The organism is [Flexibacter] sp. ATCC 35208 (assembly GCF_001975825.1).
Classification (GTDB): Bacteria; Bacteroidota; Bacteroidia; order Chitinophagales; family Chitinophagaceae; genus Chitinophaga.
Map to the genome: position 1 here is coordinate 58,780 of NZ_MTKN01000025.1, position 26,084 is coordinate 84,863.

Sequence of the window (26,084 nt, forward strand, 5' to 3'; positions counted from 1 at the left end):
TTTTGTGTCATGAACTTCAAAGTGACACCCAATAACCTGACCCGCCTTGAAAAAATCTTTGGAGAGGCTAAGTATGAGTTGCGTTTTGAAAAAGGAACGTTTAATTCAGGCTATTGTGTACTCGAACATAAAAAGGTCGTGGTAGTTAATAAATTCCTGAACCTGGAAGGACGTATCAATACGCTCCTGGATATCCTGGGCTCGATGGAACTGGATGAAAGTGTGCTGACTCCTGAATCCCTGAAGCTATACAAGCAGATCGTGGAAAACAGGAATACCGCTGCTGATGCGGCCGACGAAGAATCCACTCCTCCTTCACCAGAAACACCTTCAGAGAATTGAAAGTAACTTTTTTAGGAACAGGCACCTCTCAGGGCGTACCCGTTATAGCTTGTGGCTGTAGGGTATGTACTTCTACCGATAAGCATGATAAGCGTCTGCGCAGCAGTATCCTCATTTCTGATACACCTGCAGGCAATATCGTTATCGATACAACACCAGACTTCCGCTACCAGATGCTGAGAGCAGAAGTGAAACACCTGGAAGCGGTATTAGTGACTCACTCACATAAAGATCATATAGCAGGGATGGACGACATCCGGGCTTTCAATTATTTTCAGCAGCGCGCGATCGATATCTATGCGACACCGTTCACACAGGAAAGCATCATGCGTGAATTTGCCTATGCTTTTGCAGAGCATAAATATCCGGGCATTCCGGAGCTGAATCTCCTTACCATTGGTAATGACCCGTTTGTTGTAAATGGCATGCTGTTTACGCCGATCAATGTCATGCATCATAAGATGCCGGTATTGGGCTTCCGTTTTGGTGACTTCACGTATATTACAGATGCGAATTTTATCGCACCTGAAGAAAAAGAAAAAATCGTGGGCTCCCGCATACTGGTAGTAAATGCCCTGCGCAGGGAGAAACACATATCTCACTTCACCCTGGATGAGGCGATTGCCCTGGCACAGGAGCTGGCTATTCCACAGGTATACTTCACGCATATCAGTCACCAGATGGGACTACATGCCGAAGTCTCGCAGGAGCTGCCTGCCGGTATGGCACTGGCCTATGATGGGCTTGAAGTGACATTGTAATTTCATCCATCCATTTATTTGTTAACCTATGAAACCATTCTGGCACTTCACCGCGCTTGAAAGAAGAGGCATCATCGCATTGCTGCTTCTCACTGCTATCAGCATATATACACCGGCGATAGTCGCGCACTATTTTCCACTGCAAACCAGCAGGGATACATTACTTCAACAAGATATTGCGGCTTTTCAATCCTCTCTGAAAAAAGCCCCGCCTCCACCTAAAAAGCATATTACCTTTTCCCGTCCCCGGCAATCAGTAATCAACATCGACATCAACAAGGCTGATTCCGCAGCCTGGGAGTCATTGAAAGGAATAGGACCTGTGCTGGCTGCACGAATTATCCGCTTTAGAGAGAAACTCGGCGGTTTTTATGCCATTTCCCAGATCAGGGAAACTTACGGCCTGCCGGACAGCACATTTAAAAAAATTCAACCTTACCTGCGATTGAATGCAGTTTCACTAAAAAAACTGGACCTCAACACCGCAGATGAGCAAACTTTGGCCCAACATCCTTACATAAGGTATAAACTGGCGCGGTTAATTGTCCTGTATCGCAGCAACAACGGGCTTTTTCAGCAACCATCTGACCTTCTTGGCATACCATTGGTGGATGATAGTATTTATCGTAAAATTGAACATTACATCAAAACAGAAAAACCCCCAATATGAACTTCGAACCTACAGAAATGCAGCAGCAGATCACCCAGGTGATCAGGGATTTCGGTAAATCGCACATTCAACCAAACGTTATGGAATGGGATGAAACCCAAACCTTTCCGGCACCACTCTTTAAACAACTCGGCGAATTAGGCTTAATGGGGGTGTTAGTTCCACAGGAATATGGCGGCAGTGGCCTCAGTTATCTTGAATACGTTACTGTCGTCAGCGAAATCAGTCGCTTCTGTGGCGCTATAGGCCTTAGTATAGCAGCGCACAACTCTCTTTGCACCGGTCATATCTTACAATTCGGATCTGAAGAACAAAAGAAACGTTACCTCCCTAAACTCGCCAGTGGCGAATGGCTCGGTGCCTGGGGCCTCACAGAACCGAATACCGGCTCCGATGCCATGAACATGAAGTGTGTGGCAAAGAAAGACGGTGACGAATGGGTGCTGAATGGCACCAAATGCTGGATCACCCATGGTAAAAGTGGGGACGTGGCAGTGGTAATAGCCCGTACCGGAGATGTAAGAGATAGTCATGGTATGACCGCCTTTGTAGTAGAACGTGGTACACCCGGTTTCAGCGGTGGTAAAAAGGAAAACAAACTGGGTATGCGTGCCTCGGAAACCGCCGAAATGATCTTTGATAATTGCCGGATACCTGTTGCCAATATGTTGGGTAATGAAGGCGAAGGCTTCATCCAGTCGATGAAAGTACTGGATGGGGGTCGTATCTCTATTGCCGCACTTTCGTTAGGCATTGCCAAAGGCGCTTACGAAGCGGCCCTGAAATATGCACAGGAACGGCATCAGTTCGATAAACCTATTGCAACCTTCCAGGGTATCTCTTTTAAACTGGCTGATATGGCCACAGAGATTATGGCTGCTGAGCTACTGACTATGCAGGCTGCCTCGGGTAAGAGCAAAGGACAAAAGGTGACTCAGCAGGCGGCAATGGCCAAATATTATGCTTCGGAAGTGGCAGTAAAAACTGCGAACGAAGCCGTACAGGTATTTGGTGGCTATGGATACACGAAGGATTTTCCTGTAGAGAAGTTTTATAGAGATGCGAAATTATGTACTATAGGAGAGGGGACTTCCGAGATTCAGAAGCTCGTCATTGCCCGTGAGGCCCTGAAGTAATTGAACTATCTAAAAACATACTAATAGACTGATCCGCTCCCGGAGTGCGATCAGTCTTTTTTTTATAACCTATTTACTATCTTTCATCTATATAAACTACTATGTCATGACCTTTGAAGAACACTTACATCAAATGTTCCCGACAGCAGACGCCATCCCGGCGCAATTCCTGCTACCGGAGGAGATTCACCAGCGTGAATATCTTTCCGGCGGTGAAATGAAACCCTGGAACGGTGATGTCCACACCGTTCTTTCCCCTGTAGCTGTCCAGACTCCAGAAGGCCTCAAAAGAAAAGTAATTGGCTCTTACCCGCTGTGCACACAAACAGAAGCCCTTGCAGCGCTCGATGCAGCTGTACTCGCGTACAATGATGGTCGTGGTGAATGGCCTACCATGCCGGTAGCTGAGAGGATTGCCTGCATGGATAAGTTCACCGGCAAGATGATTGCAAAGAAAGACGAGATTGTAAAACTGATCATGTGGGAAATCGGGAAATCGTATGCAGATTCCATAAAGGAATTTGATCGTACCATTGAGTACATCAACGCTACGATCGATGCACTGAAAGATCTTGATCGCAATTCCAGCCGTTTCGAAATTGAACAAGGTATTATCGGACAAATACGCCGCTCACCATTAGGTGTTGTGTTATGTATGGGACCATTCAACTACCCGCTGAATGAAACCTTTACCACCCTGATTCCAGCCCTCATCATGGGCAACACGCTGCTGTTCAAACCTCCAAAGCACGGTACGTTATTGCACTATCCTCTGCTGGAAGCTTTTGCAAGCTGTTTTCCAAAAGGTGTGGTGAATACCATTTATGGTCGTGGAAATGTGATCATAGCCCCGCTCATGGAGTCTGGCAAGATCAATGTACTCACCCTGATCGGTAGCAGTAAAGTAGCCAACCAGCTAAAGAAGATGCACCCGAAGGTAAACCGCCTGCGTGCTATTCTGGGGCTGGATGCAAAGAATGCCGCAATTATCACAGAAAAGGCTGATTTAGACCTCGCAGTAAAAGAATGTGTATTGGGTTCACTTTCATTCAATGGGCAGCGCTGTACGGCTATAAAGATCATTTATGTTCATAAAGATGTAGCGGATGCATTCATTGAAAAGTTTAGTGCTGCTGTAGGCAAACTGAAAATCGGTATGCCATGGGAGAAGGATGTATTCCTTACACCACTGCCAGAGCCACAGAAACCGGCTTATCTGCAGGAGTGTATTGAAGATGCTATCGCTAATGGTGCGAAGGTGATGAACGAAAATGGCGGTACTACATTCGAATCATTTGTATACCCGGCGGTATTATACCCTGTGAATAATAAAATGAAGTTGTATAGAGAGGAGCAATTTGGCCCTGTCATTCCAATTTTGCCATTTGACAATATAGAAACACCGATCGATTATCTGATTGAATCCTCTCACGGACAGCAGGTGAGTCTTTTCAGCAATGATGCAGACGAACTGGCTTCGTTGATTGATCCGCTGGTAAACCAGGTAAGCCGGGTGAATCTGAACTGTCAATGTCAGCGTGGTCCTGATATTTTTCCATTCACCGGCAGGAAGGATTCTGCTGAAGGAACATTGAGTGTTCCGGATGCTTTACGTGCATTCTCTATTCGTACAATGGTGGCTACTAAACTGACGGAAGAGAACAAAAATCTCCTGAATGAGATCGTAAGTGAGCAGCATTCAAACTTTTTGTCAACAAAATATATCTTTTAAACAAGATCCTATTAGTGTTGATTTTTGAGTTAGAATATTACTTTTAAGGTTTTTAGCCATATGTTAAAAGTTTAATGTATTGATGATGTCTAAACTTTTTGATAAAAAAGTGAGTATAAACTAAATAAGGTGCTGGATTTTTGAATTAAGAACGTTAAATTTGGGTTAATTCATCACTCTTTACCAATTTATCAACCTCCTACAAAAAGAAAAGACAATCGAAACAACTTTTACGCAACCAAAAGAAAAAGGCATCCTCTCAGAGGATGCCTTTTTTATTGTGCCAATGTCTTTTGCTTAGTGCTCCAGAAAATCGTTTTCTTTTTCTTCTTTGCCAGCTGCTTCGGCTTTCTTTTCGATGTCGTTAAACCATTTCTCGACAGTACCTGCCAGGAATACGGGCACCTTTCCACCAACGTACTCTTTCAGTATCTCAAAGGTCTTGATAGCCTGTTCGTTGCTAAGGCCGGCTCTTTCTTTCAATTCTTTTAAGAGGTCCATATTTATTATTTGAATTAAAGGTAATAAAAAAGGCGAACGATCATCGTCCGCCCTTTTCAAAATATCATGTACACCTTACGCAACTTTCAGCTGCACCAGTGTTGATTTATCTAACTTCTCTTCTGCATATGCTCTTGTCAGTACAAAAGAGCTTTCGTTGGAAGAAGGCAGGTTAAACATCGCATCGCTCAGTACTACTTCACAGATAGAGCGAAGACCACGTGCACCCAGTTTGTACTCCATTGCTTTTTCTACGATATAATCTACTGCATCATCTTCTATTTCCAGGTCAATACCTTCTACTTTGAACAGTTTCTTGTATTGTTTTATAAGTGCATTCTTTGGTTCTGTCAGAATCGCTTTCAGCGCTTCGTTATCCAGAGAATTCAAGTAAGTTACAACTGGCAGACGTCCCAGCAATTCAGGAATCAGACCGAATGCTTTTAAGTCCTGAGAGTTGATGTAACGGAGTATATGCTTCTTGTTTTCTTCTTCTCTCTCTTTGTTCACAGTGAACCCGATAGAATGCGTCTGTACTCTGCGGCTGATAATCTTATCAACACCATCAAATGCACCACCGCATATAAACAGGATATTCTGTGTGTTCACTTTGATCAGTTTCTGCTCAGGGTGCTTACGACCGCCTTGTGGAGGAACGAGTGCTTCGGTACCTTCCAGCAGTTTCAGCAGACCTTGCTGTACGCCTTCACCACTCACATCGCGGGTAATGGAAGGGTTATCGCTCTTACGTGCGATTTTATCGATCTCGTCAATATATACGATACCTCTTTCAGCAGCTTCAACATCATAGTTACATACCTGTAGCAGGCGGGTCAGGATGCTTTCCACATCTTCACCTACGTAACCGGCTTCGGTAAACACGGTTGCATCTACGATAGTAAAAGGAACATTCAGCAGACGGGCGATAGATTTAGCCAGCAGGGTTTTACCTGTACCGGTTTCACCTACCATGATGATATTGGATTTCTCGATTTCCACATCGTCATCTCCTACCTGTTGGTTTAGCCTTTTATAGTGGTTATAAACGGCAACTGCCAGTATTTTTTTTGCATCATCCTGTCCGATCACATACTCATCAAGGAATTTCTTGATCTCCTGGGGTTTGGCCACTTTTGGAACGAAGTGGGAAGGGGCTTTTTTACCCTGCTGTTGAAACAATTCCTGTTCTATGATCTCCTGTGCGTTGGCCACACAGTTCTCACAAATATGGCCATCTGCACCAGCTATCAATATCTGCACTTCATCTTTCGAACGATTACAGAATGAACAACGTATTTTGGACTCTTTCATAGCTTACAAAGGTACAAATTAAAGGGGGAAAGGGTGTCATTTAAAAAGAAAAGCAAAAGTTAAAAAGAAAAACCGGCTGTGAAGACACGGTTTCTCTTTCTAAATTTTGCTTCTATAGAATTTACAACTAATTATTGAGGCGTAGTACCGTCCTGCTGCTGTTGTTTTCTAGGGTTCTTGGTGAGTACGTCATCGATGATACCGTATTCTTTTGCTTCATCGGCAGTCATCCAGTAGTCACGATCAGAATCCTTTTCAACTTTCTTTACAGGCTGTCCGCAGTGTCCGGCAATGATTTCGTTCAGCTCTTTTTTCAGCTTTACGAACTCGCGGGCAGTGATCTCGATATCTGAGGTCTGTCCTTCAGCACCGCCATGAGGCTGGTGAATCATTACACGAGCGTGCTTCAGCGCAGTACGTTTGCCTTTAGTACCAGCCACCAGCAGTACGGCGCCAAAAGAAGCGGCCATACCTGTACAGATTGTGGCTACATCAGGAGCGATGATCTGCATGGTGTCATAGATACCTAAACCAGCATATACGCTACCGCCGGGGCTGTTAATATACATCTGTATATCACGGGTACGGTCAGTAGATTCGAGGAACAGCAACTGTGCTGTGATAATATTAGCTACATAGTCATTTACCGGATCGCCCATGAAGATGATGCGGTCCATCATCAAACGGGAAAACACGTCCATAATCGCCATGTTCATCGGGCGTTCCTCGATGATGTTGGGAGTTAAGGCATTGATCTGGTGACGGGTATAGCTATCTACTACCAGGCTACTGATCCCTCTATGCTGGATGGCATATTTCCTGAATTCGTTATTAATGTTCATGATGGTGATGTTTATTAGGTAATTTAGCAAATTCTTCGGCTGTTACTTCCTCTTCCTTCACATTTACCTTTTGTTCTGCCCAATCAAACAGTTTTTGAGTCACCATCTCACGATAGGTCTGATCTACGAATTTTTCATCCTGCAGCAGGCGTTCCAGGTAGCTATCCAGCCAGTCTGCACCATCTGCAGCAGCTGCACCACCAAAATAGCCCATTACTTTCTGTTTGGCGCTTTCCTTCAGTTCATCCAAGGAGACGTCCAGTTTATTTTCGCGGATCAGTTTGTCGCTGATCAAAGTCCAGCGTAACTGATGATCAAATCCAGGATATTCTTTTTCGGCTTCTTCAGCAGTCTTTGGCTTTTCGCCACCCTGCTGCAACCAGCGCTTCAGAAATTCTTTGGGCAGTTCAATAGGAGTTTCGTGTACCAGCACCTCGAACAGTTCGTTGTGCAGGTGGTTACGGCTCTCGGAATCCCAGTACTTTTCTATTTCAGATTTCAGTTTCTCACGGAAGGCTTCTTCAGTGGTTACTTCATCTTTAGGGAATACTTCTTTGAAGAATTCTTCATTCAGTTCCCTCTTTTCAATTACTTCAACTTTCTCGATTGTCAGTTTGAAGTAACGTTGTGCATCCGCATCGTTATGACCATGGAAACCAAGGTCGTGCAGGATATCGTGTAAAGCAGCTGCATCAAATGAAGTAGCCAGGAAGAATACGATGCTATCGCCCTTTCCTTTACCCTTCAGCTGTTCCTGGATAGGAGCAGAGAACTGCTTTAACTTAATGGCGTTTTCTTTCTGAATACCACCTTCCAGTACGTTACCTGCTTCATCGCTCTCTTCGAACTTAACAGTCAGGAAATCATTCTCAGAAGATACTTTTTCAGTTTCTACGTTTTTGCCACCTCTTTCGAGCAGGTTGTCAACCTCTTTGTCCAGCATTTCGCTGGTCACTTTAATTTTATAACGGCTCAGGGTAGTTTTACCTTCCTGCAGAGGAGTTACTTCAAAAGCAGGTTTCAGGCCAATTTCAAAATCGAAGTTATATTCGGTAGGATTGTTATGATCGAAATTTTTAGCTTCCTTTTCCAGAGAAAGTGGCTGAGCGAAGATCTCAACTTTCTCATTCTGAAGGTAGCCTGTGAGTTCTTTCTCTACAGTTTTCAGTATTTCATCCGCGAAGATTGCCGGACCGTGCATTTTTTTCACCATCCCTGCTGGCACCATACCTTTACGGAAGCCTGGTATATTGGCGGTTTTGCTAAGCTGTTTTACTGCTTTGTCATAATTGGGAAGATAATCTTCCTGGCTCACTTTCACAGTGATCTTATCATTCAATAAACCGATGTTTTCTCTGGTAACGGTTGCCATAATTAATTTTAATAAATGTTCTTGTATGAAGCAATAATAATTCCTGAATTGAAGAATATGCCATGAAGTCACAAAGGCACGAAGGAATGGCAGCTATGTGGGAGTTACTAAGTGACTTAGTGCCTTAATGGCAATATTTTTTATAAGCTGTATGCCGAAATGTATAAAAAAAAGTGCGGGTGGAGGGACTCGAACCCCCATGCCGTGAAGCACCAGATCCTAAGTCTGGCGTGTCTACCAATTTCACCACACCCGCATACACTATTGTGTAAAGAACTACTTCCCCCTGCCTTGACATGCTGTGGAAAGGACGGCAAAGGTATTGTTTTTTATGAATTTAAAAAAAATGTCTGCACTTAAATCAGTGTCTTTTTGGCTGTTGTCGGCCTGAACATATAAAATAAAGCTATATTCACCAGGATAATTATTGTACAGCCCGCACATACTACCGGCCACTGCCCTTGGTTCCAGAGCCATAAGCCGATCGCAGAACCGCCCGCCCCACCAATAAAAGTACTGGTCATATAAACTGTATTAAAACGGTTTCTCGCCTCCGGCTTCAAAGCGTATATAATGGTCTGATTCGTTACCATGATGGATTGATGACCTACGTCTACCAACACAATTCCGGCTAATAGTAATATAATATTGCTCCCTGTAAAGTAAAATGTCCCAAAACTGAGGAGTTCCAGTATTAGACCGATAATAATATTCTTTCCCGGATCACGGCCATCACTCATCTTACCCACCAGTGGTGCCGCCAGTGCCCCGGCTGCTCCCGCTATGCCAAATAAGCCAATCTGTGCCGAGGTATATTTAAAAGGAGCATTGGAAAGGAACAACACCATGGTCACCCAGAAGGCGCTCAGCACCGCAAAGGAAAGGGCGTTCATTACAGAAGCCTCTCTGAGCCGGGGATGTGTACGGGCATAATGAACCACCGTACGCATCAGTTCTCCATAGTTACTCTTCAGGGTTGGCTGACTATCCGGAAACCGGAAGTACATCAATACCATCAGCACGGTACAGATGCCTGCCGCTATATAATACATCTCCCGCCAGCCAAATAAAGCCCCCACTGTACCACTCACTGACCGGGAAGCCAGGATGCCTACCAGCAAACCACCCATGATGGCACCGATGATGCTCCCTCTTTTATGATCCGGCGCCAGGTGAGCTGCCAGTGGTAATATCAATTGTGGTACTACAGAGGTAATACCGATCAGCAGACTCGCTGCCTGCAATACAAAGAAGTTCTGCGCGGTAGCCGCCAGCAATAGGGCGCCTATCGCCACCAGCGTGGTGATCATTATCTGTTTTTTACGTTCAAGGATATCGCCCAGCGGTACCAGGAGTAATAACCCCAGTGCATATCCGATCTGGGTGAGGTAGGTGACACGCCCGGCGGCGCTTTCTTTCAGCCCCCATTCTCTGGCGATCAGAACGATGAGGGGTTGACAATAATATATATTAGCGACGATCAATCCGGTACAGGCCGCCATAAACGCGGTGTCTGCTTTTCCAAGGTGCTTTTGTTCCATGACAGGGTAAAATTAGTTATACTAATTCAACACCCAACCGGCCCATCATTTATTTAGACAATAATTACCTGTAATTATCCAACAAACTTATCGCCCCTGTCGCCAGGAATTTAGCGCCATAGGCAATGGCGCCTTCATTGAAGATCACTTTGGGATGGTGCAGATAATACCCGCCACATGTCGGATCCTGTGCGCCCAGCAGGTAAAACATAGAAGGTACTTTCCTGGAATAGTGGGCAAAATCTTCACCTGCCAGCAGCGGTATAACCTCTCTGCTATTGCCGGCACCAAATACGGTATCGAGACTTTGTACAAGTTTGCCATGTACATTGCCGTCGTTCAGTACACTTGGCAGGTTATAGTAGAGGTCGAATCTGATCTTTGCATCATAGGCTATCATCAATCCTTCAATGATCTTATTGAGTCTGCAGATGATGTCATTGTATGTATCCAGGTCCAGAGACCGGATGGTTCCTTCCAGCACTACTTTGTCAGCAATCACATTCGGGGCTACGCCACCATTGATTTTGGTGAAGGACAATACGGCTGTTTCCGTAGGAGCAGTATGCCTGGCTACAATCATTTGTGCAGAAGTCACCAGTTGAGCCGCCACAGCCACTGCATCTACACCCAGTTGAGGTGCCGCGCCGGCATGTGCAGCTTTGCCCAGTACTTCGATGCTAAAGAATCCGGTACATGCCAGTGCAGGGCCCAGTGCATAGGTGATCTGACCCACGGGCAATGACGGATCTACATGCAGCCCCAAAGCGGCCTGTACATCATCGAGGTAACCTTCTTCCACTATTCTGTGAGCACCTGTCATACCTTCAGGATCGCCATTTGGCCCTTCTTCAGAAGGTTGGAACAGGAACCTGACAGTACCCTGGAAGTCTGTATTCTTTAAAAGCGCAGCAGCGCCTATCAGCATAGTCGTATGCAGGTCATGACCACAGGAATGCATTTTGCCGGCTGTCAGTGAGGCAAAGGGTAAACCTGTTTCCTCCTGCATAGGCAAGGCATCCATATCAGCACGGATGGCTACTACAGGGCCATCACCCTTACGCAGGGTGCCAATCACACCTGTACCACGGGCAGCGCCGGTAGTATATGGTATGCCAAGCTTGTCAAGCTCCTGCCTTACCAGTAGAGATGTTTTTTCTTCCTGATAACCCAGTTCAGGGTTGGCATGAATCTGTCTTCTGATCTGTATAAGTCTGGCTGATAATTGCTCGTCCATTTATTCCACTTTTCTTAAGATGATCCTCTCAAGATAAGCGGTTTTTACGATATTCTCTCGGAGAGCAGCGATACCGTTTCCGGAACACGGCCGTGAAGTAGTTCGCCCCTCTGTAGCCGGTATTGTAACTAATTTCCTTGATGCTTAGTGTAGTTTGAGAAAGTAGCGTGGCTGCTTTTTTCATACGCAGGTGTTCGATATACCCTCTGGGGCTGACCCCTAATAGCTCTTTGAAAGCCCGTTCAAAAGTGTTGATATGCATATCTGCTTTCCTGCTCAGATCTGCAATGTTCAGGTGTTGGTGATAGTGATGCTGAATGTACAGGCATACCTGTTTCAGTTTGCCTGCCTGTTCGCCGTTTTGCAGGTATTTAGGCGTAAGGGCGTTGAAATACAGCGTGAGCAGTGATTCCAGTTTTTCTTCTATGTAGGCTAGCTTTTCTTCTTCCTGTATGGGGCATTGCCGCAGGTCCTCCAGTACTTTCAGATCGGCTGCTTCCATTCTGATGGCGGGCAGTGTCGTACCTCTGCGCGCCTGTTTTTGCTGTTGCTGATAGATGTCTTCGAACGAAGGATGCCGGGAAATGAACCTGCTGAAAAAGGATGGGGAAAAAGAGATACAGATCATCTCATAATTGCCGGACCGCAGGTCGGCCGTATTCTGAGAGTGCGACGGAATGTAATAGATGCCGAATTCTTTTTCAATCAGCATTAGTTTGCCCTGCCCCTGCAGCCGACAGCTGATATTACCTTTCAGGATGCAGTACATGGCCAGCATGGGCGATGGGGTAGAAGGCCGTAACCGTACTTTTTCCCGGATAAAACATTGTTGCCAGCTGATCAGCCAGTCGGGGCCCTTTATTTCCTGGGTAATGTAACTGCCGAAGGGGGCTTCTATATAAGTGGTCGCCGAGGTAGGTGATAGCAGATATTGCTTGAATTGCTCCGGCAGATGAGTTGATATACGGATATGCGGCTGCATTTTTTCAGGGATCCCGAAGTGCAGCCCAGGGGGATATTGGTTGGACATCATGCATAGTGTTTAATGTGTGATTATGAGTAAATAGTTTGGGTTAGTATCAGCAAATTAACGAATATGACTGCGGGGGCATTGCATACTCATAGCTTGTTATGTAGCAGCACTGCCGGGCGGGTCATTTAATACTATGGTAATATGCTTATCTTAGCTTTACACGAAAACCAAACCCCAATCGTTATGACTACACAAGAGATCGCCCAGAAACTGGTGGCGTATTGCGCTAAAGGAGAATTCGAGAAAGCTCAGACTGAACTGTATGCCGAGAATGCGGTAAGCATTGAACCTTATTCTACACCTAACTTTGCAAAGGAAACTAAAGGTTTGCCAGCGTTACTGAAAAAGATTAAATTTTTCATGGATGGATTAGACGCGGTGCATAGCATCAAGGTGTCTGAACCATTGGTAGTAGCGAATGCTATTTCTTTTTCTATGGATATGGATGTGGATATGAAAGGACAGGGAAGAATGAATATGGCAGAGATTTGTGTGTATGAAGTGAAAGATGGAAAGGTTGTATCTGAACAGTTTTTCTTCTAAGTAATTTTTCAGCCGGCTCCAAGCCACTGCGCCGAACCAATCGCTTTTATACCGCAGGTATAAAAGCGATTGGTTCGGCTTTTTTCTTTTATTACCTTTCCATTCTACTGTCTAAATCGCATTTGCTTATGAAACGAATATACCTCCTGGTATGCCTCTTTGCTGTTGCCTCGCCTATGCTGGCACAGCAAACACAAAAACCACCTTTGCACGGTAAACACTGGATGGCTGTCACCGGCAAGCCACTGGCTGCTACCGCTGGGTCTATGATATTTCAGAAAGGAGGGAATGCAGTAGATGCTGCCTGCGCTATGTTGGCTGCTACCTGTACCATGTGGGATGTACTCAGCTGGGGGGGCGAAACGCAGGCCCTCATCTACAATCCAAAAACAAAAAAAGTCATTGCCATCAATTCGCTGGGTGTAGCGCCAACCGGTGCCACGCCTGAATTCTTCAAAGGCAAAGGCTATAACTTTCCACCTGAATATGGTCCGCTGGCAGCTGTTACTCCCGGTACTCCCGGAGGTCTTTGCCTCATGCTTGCAAACTATGGTAAACTGAGTCTGAAAGAAGTACTGGCACCAGCCATGGAAATGGCGGCTGGTTACCCGATCGAAGCACAGACTGCCAACAGCATTGAGCGTGCAAAAGAAAGGATCAAGGGCTGGCCATACAGCAAAGCTGTTTTCCTTACACATCCTGGTGAAAAGAGAGAAGCACCCGATGCAGGTGAGATCTTTGTACAAAAAGATCTATTGGCTACGCTTACCAAAATGGTAGAAGCAGAACAGGAAGCACTGCGCAATCATAAAAGCCGTAAGGAAGCGATCATGGCTGCTTACGACCGTTTCTACAAGGGGGATATTGCAAAGGAATTTGTAAGAGGTTGCCAGGAACAGGGTGGTCTCATCACCATGAATGATCTGGCAAAATGGAAGCCTGTAGAAGAAGAACCTTTACATGTAAATTACCGAGGTATAGAAGTATACAAATTACAAGCCTGGACTCAGGGCCCTGCTATGTTGCAAAGCCTGAACATCCTGGAAAATTTCGACCTGAAAAGCATGGGTTACAACTCTTCCCAATACATCAACACCGTATACCAAACCATGAGTCTTGCCTTTGCAGATCGTGATTTCTACTATGGTGATCCTGCTTTTTCTCCTAAACTACCAATGGATGGTTTGCTGAGTAAAGCCTATGCAAAAGACAGGGCGAAACTGATCAATCCATCACAGAACGAACCTAAGTTAGGGCCAGGTGATCCATATGTGTATGAGGGGAAAAAGAATCCATTCACAGATTTACTGAATGTGCACAATGCCCTCTCTGATACATCTATCAATCTGAACAAAGGTTTCCTGCCTAAACACGATGCTGCTGCCATCCTGAATTCACCTGTTACTGATCAGATGATGGCGATGAATGATAGCACTTATATGGACAGATTATGGAGAGGTACTACCAGTGTGGAAGCCGCTGACGAAGAAGGCTGGGTAGTGTCTGTAACCCCTAGTGGTGGCTGGACACCGGCTTGCATTGCAGGTCATACAGGTGTAGGTATGAGTCAGCGTATGCAATCATTTGTGTTGGATTCTGCGGTATGCCCTTTCAATGTGGTCGCTCCCGGCAAGCGACCCCGCGTTACTTTAACACCTAGTTTAGCGCTGAAAGATGGTAAACCATTTCTTTCCTTCGCAGTACAGGGTGGCGATACCCAGGATCAGAACCTGTTACAGTTCTTCCTCGATATAGTGGAATTTGGTATGACGGTACAGCAGGCTACTGAAGCTGCGAATATCAATACGAACCAGTTATGGTTATCCCTGGGTGGTACCCAGGCAAAAGATCGTATCCCTCATCCGGGAGAGATCCTGTTGAATAAAAACACACCTGACAGTGTGCGTGCGACCCTGATCAACATGGGTTACAAGCCTACTTACGGTGAGCGTACCAGTGGTCCGGTAAATGCTATTTTCCTTGATAGGGAACATGGTAGTTTATGGGGTGGTAGCAGCAACCATGGGGAGGATTATGGCATTGGCTGGTAAATTTCCAGCCATGCAGGCAATCGCAAAAAAAAGTTGGCAAATTCCAGAAATATTTTACATTTGCAACCTCGATTGCAGGGGAATTAGCTCAGTTGGCTAGAGCGCTTGCATGGCATGCAAGAGGTCACCGGTTCGACTCCGGTATTCTCCACAGAAATATACCTGATTATTAGTTAGTTGTAGAGTTTTTTCATTTCAACAATCCAGCCCGTTTTTAAAAATTGGATGGGAAAATGGAACGGAAAAAAATCTGCAACTTTTTCATTTTTAGATGATGGGGTAAGCTAAGAATTCGCTTCAAACACGATGGTAAACGTATCCCTTTATTTACCTACTCTGAAGATAATATTGAACTTGCCCGGCAAATCCAGACAGACATAAAGAAGAACCAGTTTGATGATACACCAACCAGGTATAAGGAATTCACGCTATGAAATAAAAACATTCACATGGTTAGGATTACAGTGGCTCGCTTTTATAACCTTGTTCTGTAGAAAATTAAAAGTTTAAACAACTTCAACGTAAACCGTTCCTTTCCAACATATTGAAGGGAAGGGCCTATCTTCTTCACTGGATTATTCTCGTTGATTTCAGCCTGGCTCATTTGCTGCGTTTAAAGGGAATAAAATAGATTGGCTGTTTTTCAGACTAAGTAACTTTCCCTTGTAAAGCCTTTGGGCAATGCCCAATAAATTTGGCCACCCTTTCTATTAATATTCTAACTGTTCCCTCAGATACACTATATTTTTCATTATACCGAGCTTCTGAATATGCCCTATTTAATATAATACAGAGCTCCGTTTCCTCATTAGTTACACAAGGCAAGACATGTATTTCGAGCAATGTTATCAAAAGTCTGTCGTTTTTGAAGATGACAGGGTTAAAATAAGAACGCTTCATAAAGACTCCCCTTTTCTCTTTTTGTTCACCCGGATAAAAATTTCTGAATATTCTGCTTTTTACAGCATTTTTTCTAATTCGTTAATTATTTGTCCTATACCAGCACAAACTCCTATATTCTCTCTATTTTTATTACCCATAAATCCCGTCAAATGTCAATATCCAAAAAACAACCAACCGCCAGGAAAAGGGTAAATAAGAAAAAACAGGCGCTCCCATTACACGTTTCGCATACCCGTAAACCGGATAACCTGACAGATAAAGAATGGCAAACAATTTTGCGTCGTCAGATAGCAGAAAAAGAGACATTCACTATAGAAAACCTTGACCAGGAACCTATATATAGCAATTATCGTGTGTTTAGTGCAAAATCAGGGAATACCTATAAAGTAGCTTTACGCAGTAAAGATAATAGCCTGAATTTTTGCTCTTGCCTGGATTTCAAAACAAACCAGTTAGGCACATGTAAGCATATCGAAGCTGTTCGCTTATTCGCAGGCAAAAAGCGAGGTATGAAAAAACTGTTGGATGTTTTACCGGTACTCTCTTATTCATCCATGTATGTATCTTACACAGGAGAACAAAAAGTGAAACTGCGCATCGGAACAGAAGGTGAAAAAAAGTTTAAGAACTGGAGCAGGAAATATTTTGATAGAGACAATACACTACTTCCTGCTGCATATTTTGATATAGAGCAATTGCTGCTGGAAGCTCATAAAATAAATGCCCAATTCCGTTGCTACGATGATGCCTTACAACTAATCATTAAATATCGGGAGAAGCACAACCGGAAAGCATTATTAGAAGAAAAAGGGGCCCAATTGCTGAAAGATCTCGTAAATGTGTCCCTATTCCCTTATCAGCAGGAAGGTATACTATTTGCCACCAGGGCTGGCCGATCTATTCTTGCAGATGATATGGGACTCGGTAAAACAGTACAGGGTATTGCATGGGCAATGCTCCTACAGCAAAATCTTAATACAGATAAAGTGCTGATTATCTGCCCCACTTCATTAAAATATCAATGGAAAACTGAAATAGAAAAATTTACTGGTCGTTCTGTTACAGTTATAGAAGGTAATGCACTAACCAGGCGGGCTTTGTATGAAAATGATGAAAACTATTTCATGATTGTTAGTTATCATATGGCAGGTAATGATTGGCATTACATTAATCAGATGAATCCTGATGCTGTAATTCTGGATGAAGCACAACGTATCAAAAACTGGAAAGCAAAAATTTCGCAACACATCAAACGTATCCAGTCCCCCTATGCGCTGATTCTTACAGGTACACCACTTGAGAATAATATTGAAGAGCTGTATTCGCTGGTTCAATATATTGACCCATTCCAATTGGGATCCTTACATCATTTCCTAAGAAAACACCAGTTAACTGATACCGATACCGGAAAAGTTACCGGCTATAAAGGCCTTAATGAAATTGGTAAACAACTTGCTGATATTGTGTTGCGTCGCACTAAGAAAGAAGTGCTTAAACAGTTACCCGGAAGGATGGATAAAACACTGTTTGTACCACTAACACCACCCCAACAGGATTTACATAAAGAATATGCAGACGCGGTAGCTCAACTGGTAAATAAATGGAAGCGTTTCGGTTTTCTAAATGAACAGGACAGACAGCGAATGTTAAACTATCTGAATTTGATGCGCATGGTTTGTGACAGCACCTATATTATTGATCAGAAAACCAATCATCAAACCAAACTGGATGAATTGTTTAATATTTTGGATGAGCTGTTTCTAATAGAGGATGAAAAAGTGGTAATTTTTAGCCAGTGGGAAAGAATGACACGTCTTATTGCTGAAAGACTAAAAGAGCGCGGGGTGAAATTTGAAAACCTTCACGGAGGAGTACCCAGTAAACGACGGGAGTCGTTGTTTGAGAATTTTAATAATGATGCACAGTGTAAAGTTTTTCTTTCTACTGATGCTGGCGGAGTAGGACTTAACCTACAGGCTGCCTCATATCTTATTAATATGGATATTCCCTGGAATCCTGCAGTACTTGAACAACGAATTGCCCGTATTTATCGCATGGGGCAAAAGAAAAACGTATCCATCATTAATCTGGTTGCGCAGGAAACGATCGAACACAGGATGCTGTCTGTATTAAAGTTTAAAAGTGCTGTTGCCGCTGGTGTATTGGATAATGGCGAGGATTGTATTTTCCTGGGTGATGACAAGTTTAAACAATTCATGCAGTCTGTAGAAACACTTACACAGGAGATATCACAAACCATCACCTCTTTCGATACACAGGAGCAGGAAGAAATAACAACACAATATAATAAAACAGAGAAAGATGCAGACGATAATAACATGATTGAAAGACTGGAAAATGAGTCTTTACAACAGCCGGCATCCAAAATAATGACGACCGATGATCCCCGGGAAGAAACGGCTGCTACAATAGTTCAACATGGTATGAACTTCTTTACACAACTAATAAATACCTTAAGTAATCAGGATGCTGTAGAAAAACTGACTGCAACGATTACTGAAACAGACCAAACTACTGGTCAAACATATCTGAAACTACCAATTGAGAGTAAGCAAACCGTTGAAAAAGCGCTACACTTATTAAGCGGTTTATTTAAAGCATTTGACAAATGATGTTGCCTGTGCTTGACCTTTTCGCTTGTGAGGTCGTTGGTGAATCTATGAATCGCATTATTCCTGATAGATCAATCTGTCTTTTCAGAAAGCATGAAAGCGGATCACGAAATGGAAAAATAGTCCTGGTACAATATAACAGTCTTCCAGCTGAAGGCTTAGCGGGAGGGTATACAGTTAAAGAATATAGAAGTACAAAGCAACATAAAGAAGAGCAGTGGAGCCATGAGTCAATCATACTACGTCCCTTGTCTACTGATCCTTCATTTCAGGATATTGTACTTACGGAAGATCAATCTACAGGCTTTAGGGTACTGGCTATTTTCGAATCGGTTTTGTCTTCAAACAGCTAAAGGTACCTAGCACCTACTATAGCTCTCCAGGGAGTGCGCTTAATATTTCCCTAAAAAGGGAGTACAAATTCTTAATTTTCTTCTCCAGTGTTCGAAAATTTGGAGAGGAATAATTATTGTCGCTATAGTAAATATTTTCGCTTTAAATGTTTAACTGTGTGCATAGCTGTACTGAATTTCCCAAAAAATTTGTCAATTCTCCAAATTTCTCCACAAGCCTGTGGGTCAGTGATTTACAGACTTTTGCACGAGAATTACAAGCTATAATTCGTTCCCGGTCCTGAACCGTGTTTAATGATCTGTTTTTCATTGACCAAAAAGGTAAGAATCCTCTTGACCGTACCAAGCGGTATGTTTAGTTTCTCAGCTATTTCCCCAGATTGGCATCCTGGATGATTTTCAACGAATATATAAATGCTTTTTTCTTTTGGAGCCAGGCTAATTTCCTTTGCAGCAGCCGTTAATTTAATCATTAACTGACTGCTGATGTTATTTAAACAATCCAGAAAAAAAATAATCCACGGATAAACATCTTCATGCGGCCTTTGTTGCTGGCATTGCATTAATTCTTTGTAATATTCCCCCTTTCTGTTTTCAATTTCATGTTCAAAGCTTACATACTGAATCCATCTGTACCCGTTTTTTAGAAGTAACAAGGTAGCTATTAATCTGCTTAACCTTCCGTTACCATCCTGAAAAGGATGAATACTTACGAAATCGTAAGAAAACAGCGCACACTTTACAATAGGGTGTGTTTCATTGTCCGCATGATACCATTCTATAAGTTCCTGCATTGCATTTTCTGTTTCAATGCCGGGTGCAGTAGTATGAAAGATAACCTGTTTAGCCCCGTCTGGTTTTCTTGCTTCTACGGCATTACTGTGTTGTTTATAATTTCCTCTATGCCACTCGTCTTTACGGCTGTGCTTCATAAGAATATTGTGCAGGCTCTTAATAGTACTTTCGCTTACCCCCATTTCCTCATAAGAATCGGAAATAATATCCAATGCATTAAAATAACCTGCAACCTCCTGGGAATCACTGTCTTCTAATTTCGATATACTTAATTTATCAATCAGGACCTTTACTTCATCATCTGACATTCTGGAGCCTTCTATTCTTGTAGAAGCGCCAACACTTCTGACTGTTGCTATCGATTTTAAATGTTTTAGGTTTTGTCCTTCTCTTTTTTCAACGGCGGTCCATGAAGCATCAAAGCGGTCTAATTTGCTTATTGCACTGATCAGTTGCCAGTCTGGTTTCAACTGAAATGTATGTACCATATTTTCCATTATGTGAATATAAGCCATTTAATGAAATGAGACGATATGAGACGAAAGAAGACTTAAAATGAGACGATCGTTTAAATACAATTTGAGACGATATGAGATGAATAGAGACTACAAGTAATCCTATAGCTGATTTATCATCAAATTATTTAATGCTTCAAAATCCTCCAAAAACTTCGACATCTCCCCTCCCTTTTCCACTAAAGCGGGAACAGAACAGTCAAATGTATTGTTCCCGTTTTCTTTTTCTGCTTAATCCTTGCCTGGTTGGCCATACACTGGAATACTGCATTTTACATTTCAAAGCCCCGATTGCCCACGGCCTACTTTTCGTTTTATACAACATTGTGTGAGATGAATTGTTATGGGAAATTAATATGGATGATTCTCACGAACTGCCCTTTTTTTAAAGGTTATAAGTTTATTTAATCGGACAATAGTGATTTTAAAGCTTGGATCGTTTCAAAATATCTTACTTTTAGCTAAGCATGTCATACCTTCTTTTATTATCATTCATGTAATAAATCTAAAACACAATGAGTATAGTAAATGTAATATTGCAGCCATTACAATGCATTCCACAGCAATCACTTGCCCCCTCTAGCCCTCCATCCCCTGACCCTAAAGACAGGTATTACGTATTCGCTCCACTGATAAATGCCCAATTATTAACTAGTCCAGAAAACACTATACTCGTCAGAGTCACTTTATTAATAGACACCGCAGTACAGGCTTCCGATGTAATATATTCGCCAGGACATGCCGAAATCACAGGTAATATAATGAGTTGCCGATTCCAATTTACGCCTCCCCCTGAAACCTCACCTAACGAAACTGTTAATCTATACTATTCTGAATTCACTTTCATGCAAAATTCAGATAATCCTATCGATACAGTTCGGGTTTATCTAACAAACACTGATCCGGAAACATCAAGAGGCACTGAAACTACTGTACAGAATTGAGTACAAATGACCAGGCTAAAAATCTTCATTATTGTATGGTTAGCATGGCAACCTTCTTCCCTTTTTTCGATGGGTCATCAGGATAGCTTATTTATTATTGCGCTAAAAAATAAGGCACTGCAATCCAAACCGAATGAGAATTTTTATTTAACCCATGTATTTTTTTTACAACATAACTGGGATTCTACCCTGATCTATTCCATGAAGGTGATTGCCGAAGGAAATACTGATCACCAAATCATTGATTATAGTCATTACTGCCGGGCTATTAGCTTTAAGGAAAAACAACTTTTTAAGGAAGCAGAAAAAGAACTTGGTCTCATTTCTCCCCGCTTTGCTTTTGCTTATAAAGTAACACTTAAACTTGGCGCCATTGCATTAGAACTCAAGAACTTTTCCAAAGCATTAACCTACTTTCAGCAAATTGAAAATCTTCCAGACACGGGCTCCTATGATGTAAAAAAAAGTACTGTTTATCATGATATCGGGATCTGTTACCTGCATTTGAAGAATTTTGCCAGGGCAGAAGATTACCTTTTTAAAAGTGTAAAATTGCAACAGGAGCAAAACGACACATTGTTTATGGTTGGCAGCTACATGGATATTGCGAATGTTTATTACGAACAATATAAGGATAAGCAAGCCATTCCTTATTTTCAAAAAGCATATCAGTTGTCAAAAAAAACAAACGATTTCGGGCTCAGACGGAGGGCCGCTAAAAATATGGCAGTAGTGGAAGAGAACAGGAAAGATTTTCTGGCAGCTTTGCAATACAGGAAAGAATTTGAACAATGGCAGGATTCTGTTAACGATCAGAACAAAGTATGGACCATTGCCGAGATGGAGAAAAATACTACGGTCATGCAAAAACAGAAGGAAGTGGATCTCCTGGCGGCGGAAAACAAACTGAAAGCAGCCCAGCGTAACACTTTATTAGCCACATTGGTATTATCCATGTCTCTGCTGATAGCGGGAAGCTACTTTTATTCACAAAAAATCGAAAGCAATAAGATTATACTTGCTCAAAAAAAGCAGGTAGATGAACTAAACACCGCAAAAGATAAATTATTTTCTATTGTTAGCCATGACCTGCGCTCGTCCGTTGCCGCACTGAAAGTCAGCAATACTAAACTAATCGACTGTCTGGAAACAAAAAACATAAACGCATTAGATCAATTATTGAGAAATAACAGCGCTATTACAAATGCCACTTATAGCTTATTGGACAACTTGCTTAACTGGGCATTACTGCAAACCAAACAGCTTTATTTTCACCAGGAATCTGTTCACCTACATTCCATTGTGGAGCAGGTGGCTTATAATTACAGGCCCCTGATGACAGAAAAAAACATCAGCTTTACCTGCACTATCGATACCGTTATTTTTGTTTTCGCCGACCTGGATTCTTTAAAAGTTATTTTACGAAATTTACTGGACAATGCTATTAAATTCTCTCATGAAGGCGGTATCATTAAAGTATGGTCGCAGGAAGCAGCAAGCGGTTTTTACAACATGGTTGTTGAAGACAACGGAACGGGCATGAATCCATTATCCCACCAGAACAGGCATCCGCATTCAGGAACAGGCCTTGGATTACAGTTATGCAAATCTATGGCTGAAAAAAACGGAGGCTATGTATCTATTGAAAGCCAGGAGGGAATAGGCACCAAAGTGTTTGTATCATTACCTACATACCAGTCCCATGGAAAATATTCATATACTAATAGTTGAGGATAACCCGGAGCAAAGTAAAACACTGGCAGATGTATTGACAGCTCACAACTATATTATATCAGCAGTAGCAGCCAGTTATACCGAAGCAATCCATTTGTTTTATAAAAACAAAGTGGATTTGGTAATTATTGATATACTTTTAAACGATATTCCCGATGGAATAACGTTTGCTGAAACCATCAATACCGTTCCGAACGCAGCCAGGCCATTTGTATTCTTAACCAGCTCGAAGGACCGGCAAATTTTCGAAAGAGCCAAACTCGCCCATCCCTTTAGTTTTTTATTAAAGCCTTTCAATGAGCTGGAAATCTTATATGCCATAGAAATAGCGGTAGAGAAATTTTATGGTCAACAACAGGTATTTACCAGTGAAGAACCAGCTGCAGTAGTGAGCAAAGACTTCCTGTTTATAAAAAAGAAAGGTGCCCTGAAAAAAGTACAAACAGGCGATATTATTTATATTGAAGTAGTAGAAAGATACTGTAACATTATTACAGAGAAAGAAAAATTTCTCGTACAGATTTCGCTTTCTAAAATCCTCGACTTAGTGGATACCACCCTCTTTTACCAGACCCACCGGAATTATGTTGTAAATGCTGAAAAAATCATTGAAATCATTCCAGCCGATAACCTTATCCTTTTACAAGGCAATCATCAGGTTCTGTTAAGTGATACATACAAGAACTTTATAAGCCGATTTCATATCCTGAAATAGCCAATTCGGTTCCCCCTTCGCCCCCTTTTATACCTCTTTTTGGCCTCTTCCCGGCAATGAAAGCCGGTTCTGTGTCATTATGCCCGTAATGGCTTCGCAGCCTCCCTATCTTTACATTCCAATTACACAATAACATTAAATGGGATTTTTTAAAAATCTACAAACCTTATGATTAAAAATATCCCCCCACAAAACTGATTCCGTTCAGTTAATTCAGCGGGAGGTATTAACCGAATGGCCTTACGATTAGCGATATAAAAATAATTGCTATGATGCAAAACGCTTACAATCCCCTTTAAATTATTGGGTTCCTCTTTCGCTGGCATTTATGAACGCCTCCCCAACAAAGTATTATACTTTGTGAATGAGGATGGTGTGCCCTATAGCCAGGATCTTCCCCCCGCAGCAAATAGTGCTTCCACTGGCGGTGAACCTACAAACATTGGCTCACAGATAGGAGTTTGGGTTGATACCAATTAGTTGCCATTATTTAACAATAATTATCAAACTAACGCACTTATAATATGTCTACAAATACATTCACTGTTGCCGATTACTTGCTAACACGGCTTAAACAATTAAATGTCACTGATGTATTTCAGATTCCGGGTGATTATGTAAAGCATTTTACCCAGGCTCTTGAGTACTTTAATGGAATAAATACAATTGGTGCAATAAATGAATTAGATGCCGCCTATGCCGCCGATGCTTATGCAAGAACAAGAGGTCTTGCAGCAGTATCGCTGCAATATGGAGTAAGTACATTCAGTGCACTTAATGCTATTGCGGGGGCTTATGTGGAAAGAAGCCCGATAGTAGTGATTAGTGCTGCTCCAGGTGCGGACATGCGTAACCAAACAGATCGGTACGGAATGATCTTCCATCATTCCACCGGGAACCTGCTCGCTGACCAGAATGTGTATAGTAATGTGACAGTGGCCGCGGAAACATTGAGTACGAATGTGGGTGCTCCTGAAAAAATTGACAATCTCCTAATTCAGGCAATTACACATAAGCGGCCGGTTTATATTGCATGCTACAAGGAAGTGTGGCAACAGCCCTGTCCACGCCCTTCAGCAAAACCGTTGCAACCATTGCTAATTAAAAGCGAACCGGCTGCACTTGAAAATGCAGTTGATATGGCGTGGCAGATTATTATCAATGCAAAAAATCCATTGATATGGGCCGGCGTGGAAGTGTTGCGTCATGGACTAACAGGCTTGCTCCAGCAGATCATCGATGCAAGCGGTATTTATTATACGACGACTACTCTTGGGAAAACTGTGCTGGATGAAGATCCCCAAAATTTCATTGGTACATATTCAGATGCGGCTTCAGTAAAAAGCGTACTCGATATCGTTGAGCAATCGGACTGTATCATTTCACTCGGAACAATTCTGACGGATGACTACCTCTGGTTCATGGAGAATAAATATGAATACATGGTACTGGCGTCCACAGATCAGATTCGTGCAGGATATTTTAAATACCAGGAAATAACGATGAAAGATTTCATGGAAGCACTACTCAGGAAATTCAAGACAAGCGCGAAGCCGAAGTATCCGCTCAAAATGACCCCGCCCAAATGGCCAGTATATCCTGAGCCATGGGAATCGAATTCAGATCCGAAATTCAACAGTAAACCGGAAGTGATCACTTTCAACAGGTTCTTCCAGCACACGATGCAATTCCTGCAGGATAATAAAATGATGAACGATGTGAACATGGTGTTTGGTGTAAGCTGTTCGCTGTACGTTGCTGCCAATGCAACAGGATTAAAGCAAGGTAGCTTCATCGGTTCGGCAGCATGGCAATGCATAGGTTTTGAAACCGGTGCAGCACTTGGCGCCCAACTCGGAAGCGGAAAGCGTTCATGGACTGTTGCGGGAGACGGAGGATTTATGATGGTAAGCCAATCGTTATCAACCCTTGCGCGTAACAAAGTAAACGCGGTAATCTTTGTGATGAGCAACGGTGTTTATGCGATCGAGCAGGTGTATGTAGATGTAAAAGCGTTCCAACCCAGTTCGGGAGTACCATTCGACGCCTTTGATATTCTTCCCAAATGGGATTATGCTGCACTGGCTAAAGCATTTGGTGCAGAAAGCTTTTGTGCTGAAACAGTTTCCGATCTCAAATCAATACTTCCTAAGCTGAAAGCCCTCAAGAACAAACCGGCATTGGTTGAGGTGATTATTCCATATAACGATCTGCCAGGACAAATGAATCGCCTGGGAGAAGAAACACTGCCTTTATAACTCAACTTTTAAATCAATAATACAATGAACCCAAAAACATACTCCATTTTCGGAGCCGGAGCTGCAGGATTGTACACCGCATGGCGTTTGCTTGAAGGCAAGACCAATGACCCGACATTCAAATCGAAGCAACTCTCGAAAGGCGATGTGCTTGAACTATAT

20 protein-coding genes and 2 tRNA genes are annotated in these 26,084 nt (G+C 42.8%); 13 read left to right on the forward strand and 9 right to left on the reverse strand.

Annotation, left to right across the window (positions count from 1 at the left end):
• Positions 1-9 precede the first annotated feature (9 nt).
• The 5 genes from BW716_RS17090 (at position 10) to BW716_RS17110 (ending at position 4,641) form a co-directional block, all read left to right on the forward strand.
• Entirely contained in the window at positions 10-342 is a 333-nt protein-coding gene (locus tag BW716_RS17090) for a hypothetical protein (RefSeq protein WP_083724134.1), read from the forward strand.
• Positions 339-1,103, forward strand: coding sequence for an MBL fold metallo-hydrolase (locus tag BW716_RS17095; RefSeq protein WP_083724136.1), 765 nt, complete (start codon positions 339-341; stop codon positions 1,101-1,103). The genes BW716_RS17090 and BW716_RS17095 overlap by 4 nt, the downstream gene beginning before the upstream one ends.
• A gap of 28 nt (positions 1,104-1,131) precedes the next feature.
• On the forward strand, positions 1,132-1,773 hold the full coding sequence (locus tag BW716_RS17100) for a helix-hairpin-helix domain-containing protein (RefSeq protein ID WP_083724138.1): 642 nt from the start codon (positions 1,132-1,134) through the stop codon (positions 1,771-1,773).
• Positions 1,770-2,909 carry an acyl-CoA dehydrogenase family protein gene (locus BW716_RS17105; protein WP_083724140.1) on the forward strand — a complete coding sequence of 380 codons (1,140 nt, stop codon included), beginning with the start codon at positions 1,770-1,772 and terminating at the stop codon, positions 2,907-2,909. The genes BW716_RS17100 and BW716_RS17105 overlap by 4 nt, the downstream gene beginning before the upstream one ends.
• Before the next feature lie 106 nt (positions 2,910-3,015).
• A complete protein-coding gene (locus BW716_RS17110; RefSeq protein WP_083724142.1) occupies positions 3,016-4,641 on the forward strand; it encodes an NADP-dependent glyceraldehyde-3-phosphate dehydrogenase in 1,626 nt (541 codons plus the stop codon).
• Between the two features lie 297 nt (positions 4,642-4,938).
• Here BW716_RS17110 and BW716_RS17115 read toward each other — a convergent pair whose 3' ends face one another.
• The 8 genes from BW716_RS17115 to BW716_RS17150 all read right to left on the reverse strand — a co-directional run bounded on the left by BW716_RS17115 (position 4,939) and on the right by BW716_RS17150 (position 12,478).
• Entirely contained in the window at positions 4,939-5,142 is a 204-nt protein-coding gene (locus BW716_RS17115) for a hypothetical protein (protein WP_083724144.1), read from the reverse strand.
• Between the two features lie 75 nt (positions 5,143-5,217).
• Positions 5,218-6,453 carry an ATP-dependent Clp protease ATP-binding subunit ClpX gene (clpX, locus tag BW716_RS17120; protein WP_083724146.1) on the reverse strand — a complete coding sequence of 412 codons (1,236 nt, stop codon included), beginning with the start codon at positions 6,451-6,453 and terminating at the stop codon, positions 5,218-5,220.
• A 131-nt stretch (positions 6,454-6,584) separates the two neighbouring features.
• Positions 6,585-7,295, reverse strand: a complete 711-nt coding sequence (gene clpP / locus BW716_RS17125) for an ATP-dependent Clp endopeptidase proteolytic subunit ClpP (protein WP_083724148.1) — start codon at positions 7,293-7,295, stop codon at positions 6,585-6,587.
• Positions 7,285-8,667 carry a trigger factor gene (gene tig / locus BW716_RS17130; protein WP_083724150.1) on the reverse strand — a complete coding sequence of 461 codons (1,383 nt, stop codon included), beginning with the start codon at positions 8,665-8,667 and terminating at the stop codon, positions 7,285-7,287. The genes clpP and tig overlap by 11 nt, the downstream gene beginning before the upstream one ends.
• A gap of 174 nt (positions 8,668-8,841) precedes the next feature.
• A tRNA-Leu gene (locus BW716_RS17135) sits at positions 8,842-8,923 on the reverse strand.
• A gap of 100 nt (positions 8,924-9,023) precedes the next feature.
• Complete coding sequence (locus tag BW716_RS17140) at positions 9,024-10,208, reverse strand: MFS transporter (protein ID WP_220388779.1); 1,185 nt, start codon at positions 10,206-10,208, stop codon at positions 9,024-9,026.
• A gap of 64 nt (positions 10,209-10,272) precedes the next feature.
• On the reverse strand, positions 10,273-11,445 hold the full coding sequence (locus BW716_RS17145; RefSeq protein WP_083724152.1) for a M20 family metallopeptidase: 1,173 nt from the start codon (positions 11,443-11,445) through the stop codon (positions 10,273-10,275).
• Between the two features lie 28 nt (positions 11,446-11,473).
• The gene (locus BW716_RS17150) at positions 11,474-12,478 is read right to left on the reverse strand and encodes a helix-turn-helix domain-containing protein (protein WP_083724154.1); all 1,005 of its coding nucleotides are present in this window, start codon (positions 12,476-12,478) and stop codon (positions 11,474-11,476) included.
• Between the two features lie 183 nt (positions 12,479-12,661).
• Here BW716_RS17150 and BW716_RS17155 point away from each other — a divergent pair, with 183 nt between their 5' ends.
• The 5 genes from BW716_RS17155 to BW716_RS39010 all read left to right on the forward strand — a co-directional run bounded on the left by BW716_RS17155 (position 12,662) and on the right by BW716_RS39010 (position 18,961).
• On the forward strand, positions 12,662-13,021 hold the full coding sequence (locus tag BW716_RS17155; RefSeq protein ID WP_083724156.1) for a SnoaL-like domain-containing protein: 360 nt from the start codon (positions 12,662-12,664) through the stop codon (positions 13,019-13,021).
• A 128-nt stretch (positions 13,022-13,149) separates the two neighbouring features.
• A complete protein-coding gene (locus BW716_RS17160; RefSeq protein WP_083724158.1) occupies positions 13,150-15,072 on the forward strand; it encodes a gamma-glutamyltransferase family protein in 1,923 nt (640 codons plus the stop codon).
• Positions 15,073-15,149: 77 nt separating this feature from the next.
• Positions 15,150-15,223, forward strand: a tRNA-Ala gene (locus BW716_RS17165).
• Positions 15,224-16,484: 1,261 nt separating this feature from the next.
• Positions 16,485-18,608 (forward strand): DEAD/DEAH box helicase, encoded by a 2,124-nt coding sequence (locus tag BW716_RS17175; RefSeq protein ID WP_220388780.1) that lies wholly within the window; start codon positions 16,485-16,487, stop codon positions 18,606-18,608.
• A complete protein-coding gene (locus BW716_RS39010; protein ID WP_368677480.1) occupies positions 18,608-18,961 on the forward strand; it encodes a helix-turn-helix transcriptional regulator in 354 nt (117 codons plus the stop codon). The genes BW716_RS17175 and BW716_RS39010 overlap by 1 nt, the downstream gene beginning before the upstream one ends.
• A 254-nt stretch (positions 18,962-19,215) precedes the next feature.
• On the opposite strand, the gene BW716_RS17185 is transcribed toward BW716_RS39010, so the two are convergent.
• Complete coding sequence (locus BW716_RS17185) at positions 19,216-20,253, reverse strand: Fic family protein (RefSeq protein ID WP_083724166.1); 1,038 nt, start codon at positions 20,251-20,253, stop codon at positions 19,216-19,218.
• 968 nt (positions 20,254-21,221) lie between these two features.
• Here BW716_RS17185 and BW716_RS17190 point away from each other — a divergent pair.
• The 3 genes from BW716_RS17190 (at position 21,222) to BW716_RS17200 (ending at position 25,922) form a co-directional block, all read left to right on the forward strand.
• Positions 21,222-22,946 carry a tetratricopeptide repeat-containing sensor histidine kinase gene (locus BW716_RS17190; RefSeq protein ID WP_083724168.1) on the forward strand — a complete coding sequence of 575 codons (1,725 nt, stop codon included), beginning with the start codon at positions 21,222-21,224 and terminating at the stop codon, positions 22,944-22,946.
• Positions 22,918-23,664 carry a LytTR family DNA-binding domain-containing protein gene (locus tag BW716_RS17195; protein WP_083724170.1) on the forward strand — a complete coding sequence of 249 codons (747 nt, stop codon included), beginning with the start codon at positions 22,918-22,920 and terminating at the stop codon, positions 23,662-23,664. Before BW716_RS17190 ends, BW716_RS17195 begins: the two co-directional genes overlap by 29 nt.
• 524 nt (positions 23,665-24,188) lie before the next feature.
• Complete coding sequence (locus BW716_RS17200; protein WP_083724172.1) at positions 24,189-25,922, forward strand: alpha-keto acid decarboxylase family protein; 1,734 nt, start codon at positions 24,189-24,191, stop codon at positions 25,920-25,922.
• Positions 25,923-26,084: the final 162 nt, after the last annotated feature.

Coding starts and splice junctions, on each gene's coding strand:
- BW716_RS17195 (WP_083724170.1), top strand. CDS start 22,918: ATGGAAAATATTCATATACTAATAGTTGAGGATAACCCGGAGCAAAGT.
- BW716_RS17105 (WP_083724140.1), top strand. CDS start 1,770: ATGAACTTCGAACCTACAGAAATGCAGCAGCAGATCACCCAGGTGATC.
- BW716_RS17160 (WP_083724158.1), top strand. CDS start 13,150: ATGAAACGAATATACCTCCTGGTATGCCTCTTTGCTGTTGCCTCGCCT.
- BW716_RS17155 (WP_083724156.1), top strand. CDS start 12,662: ATGACTACACAAGAGATCGCCCAGAAACTGGTGGCGTATTGCGCTAAA.
- BW716_RS17090 (WP_083724134.1), top strand. CDS start 10: ATGAACTTCAAAGTGACACCCAATAACCTGACCCGCCTTGAAAAAATC.
- BW716_RS17110 (WP_083724142.1), top strand. CDS start 3,016: ATGACCTTTGAAGAACACTTACATCAAATGTTCCCGACAGCAGACGCC.
- tig (WP_083724150.1), bottom strand. CDS start 8,667: ATGGCAACCGTTACCAGAGAAAACATCGGTTTATTGAATGATAAGATC.
- BW716_RS17150 (WP_083724154.1), bottom strand. CDS start 12,478: ATGATGTCCAACCAATATCCCCCTGGGCTGCACTTCGGGATCCCTGAA.
- BW716_RS17115 (WP_083724144.1), bottom strand. CDS start 5,142: ATGGACCTCTTAAAAGAATTGAAAGAAAGAGCCGGCCTTAGCAACGAA.
- BW716_RS17175 (WP_220388780.1), top strand. CDS start 16,485: ATGAAAAAACTGTTGGATGTTTTACCGGTACTCTCTTATTCATCCATG.
- clpP (WP_083724148.1), bottom strand. CDS start 7,295: ATGAACATTAATAACGAATTCAGGAAATATGCCATCCAGCATAGAGGG.
- BW716_RS39010 (WP_368677480.1), top strand. CDS start 18,608: ATGTTGCCTGTGCTTGACCTTTTCGCTTGTGAGGTCGTTGGTGAATCT.
- BW716_RS17100 (WP_083724138.1), top strand. CDS start 1,132: ATGAAACCATTCTGGCACTTCACCGCGCTTGAAAGAAGAGGCATCATC.
- clpX (WP_083724146.1), bottom strand. CDS start 6,453: ATGAAAGAGTCCAAAATACGTTGTTCATTCTGTAATCGTTCGAAAGAT.
- BW716_RS17140 (WP_220388779.1), bottom strand. CDS start 10,208: ATGGAACAAAAGCACCTTGGAAAAGCAGACACCGCGTTTATGGCGGCC.
- BW716_RS17190 (WP_083724168.1), top strand. CDS start 21,222: ATGACCAGGCTAAAAATCTTCATTATTGTATGGTTAGCATGGCAACCT.
- BW716_RS17145 (WP_083724152.1), bottom strand. CDS start 11,445: ATGGACGAGCAATTATCAGCCAGACTTATACAGATCAGAAGACAGATT.
- BW716_RS17200 (WP_083724172.1), top strand. CDS start 24,189: ATGTCTACAAATACATTCACTGTTGCCGATTACTTGCTAACACGGCTT.
- BW716_RS17185 (WP_083724166.1), bottom strand. CDS start 20,253: ATGGAAAATATGGTACATACATTTCAGTTGAAACCAGACTGGCAACTG.